This is a genomic window from Xanthomonas sp. SHU 166, assembly GCF_000364685.1.
Lineage (GTDB): Bacteria > Pseudomonadota > Gammaproteobacteria > Xanthomonadales > Xanthomonadaceae > Xanthomonas_A > Xanthomonas_A sontii.
The window spans coordinates 1-1,794 of sequence record NZ_AQOJ01000511.1 but is presented as its reverse complement, the minus strand read 5'-3'; the positions used below and the strand labels follow the sequence as shown (position 1 = coordinate 1,794).

The following is a 1,794-nucleotide window of genomic DNA, read 5'->3' as shown; positions in this document are numbered from 1 at the left end:
GGCGGTGGAAGCCGTTGGGGCCGAGCAGCCACAGGTCGTAGCTGCCGTCGTAGGTGGTCCAGGTGCCGTCCAGGGTCGCGCCAGCGCCCACCGTGTAGCGGCGTGGGATCGCGTCTAGGAGGTAGCGGTCGTAGACGTGCAGCACCGCCGCTGCGCCTGTGTTGGTCATGCGCAACTGCACCTCGCCGCGCTCCGGCACGTGCTGCAACTGCACCGTCGGCCGATACGGCAAGGCACGTGCGCGGCGCACGCCGAACGCCTGGCGCGGTGCCTGCAACTGCGCCGGCAGTGGTGGCACTGCGTGGTCGTGCAACGCCGCGGCGCGCGCCGCTGCCTCGCGCACATCCGGCAGGTCGGCGACGAACGGGCGGGTGTCGGCCTGGCGGAAATCGAAGGCGTTCAGCAGGTCGCCGCAGACCGCGCGGCGCCACGGGGTCAGGCCGGCGGCGGCGACACCAAAGCGGCGCTCCAGCAGGCGCAGCACCGAGGTGTGGTCGTAGACCTGCGAATCGACCCAGCCGCCGCGGCTCCACGGCGAGATCACGTACAGCGGTACGCGCGGGCCGAGGCCGTAGGGACGCCCGCGCAGCTCCGGCGGATCGGCCTTGGCGTCGCCCGGTGCAGGATGCAGGTGGTATTCGCCGTCGGTGGCGACACTGGAGGCGCCGGCCCAGCCGCCGGCCGCGGACGGGTCGGGCGAGGGTGGGGCCGGTGGCGGCACGTGATCGAAGAAGCCGTCGTTCTCATCGAACATCAGCAGCAGCGCGGTGCGCGCCCACACCTTGGGATCGGCGGTCAGCGCATCGAGCACGCGCGCGGTGTAGGCCGCGCCCTGCGCCGGGCTGGACGGATCGGGATGCTCGCTGCCGGCGGCGTCGGCGATGATGAAGCTCACCGACGGTAGCCGTGCGGCCAGCACGTCCTCGCGCAACTGCGCCAGGCTGCGGCTGGAGACGCCGCGTGCGCGCAGTTGCGGATCGTGCCCGGGTGCACCACGCCAGGCCGCGCGGAACGGCGCGAAGCCGGCCAGCGGGTTGTCGGTGAAGTTGTCGGCCATGTCCTGGTAGATCTGCCACGACACGCCGGCCTGCTGCAGCGCCTCGACGTAGCTGGGCCAGCGGTAGTCGTCCGGATCGCCGCCCAGTTCCGGGAAGTTGTCGTGCGAGTTGGCGATCGCCGGGCCGCCGGCGCGCGCATGCGGGTCGTTCTGCCCGGTCCACAGGAACACGCGGTTGGGATTGGTGCCGGCCTGGATCGCGCAGTGGTACGCGTCGCAGATGGTGAAGGCGTCGGCGAGGGCGAACTGGAATGGCAGGTCGTCGCGTTCGTAGTGGGCCAGCGCGTGGTCGCGTTTGGCTGCCGGCCACTGGCCCATGCGGCCGTGGTCCCAGGCCTGCTGCGCGTTCGGCCAGGTATGCGGGGTGCCCTTCACGCGCATGGTGGCGAAGTCGCGTGCGGTGCGCAGCGGGAACGGCGCGAGCTGGCGGCTGCCGTCGGCACTGGGCTGCAGCCAGACCGTGCGCGGTGCGGTGTCGGGCAGCGGCGGGGCGGGGATCGGGAAACGGTCGCCGAAGCCGCGCACGCCGGGAAGGCTGCCGAAGTAATGATCGAAGGCGCGGTTCTCCTGCATCAGGATCACCACGTGCTGCAGGTCGTCGAGGGTGCCGCTGCGCACGTCCGGGGCGATCGCGGCGGCGCGGGCGATGCTCGGCGGCAGCAGCGCGGCGGCGCTGGCGGTGAGGCCGGCGCGGAGCAGCCGGCGGCGGGTCTGGTCGGTCATGGGGGTCCGGGGAA

At 72.7% G+C, this 1,794-nt stretch carries 1 protein-coding gene; it reads right to left on the bottom strand.

The genetic code is table 11. The features are described 5' to 3' along the window. The coding region (locus tag D180_RS13055) for a phospholipase C, phosphocholine-specific (RefSeq protein WP_017913135.1) at nt 1-1,780 on the bottom strand (1,780 nt) is incomplete at its 3' end. Between the last annotated feature and the right edge of the window lie 14 nt (nt 1,781-1,794).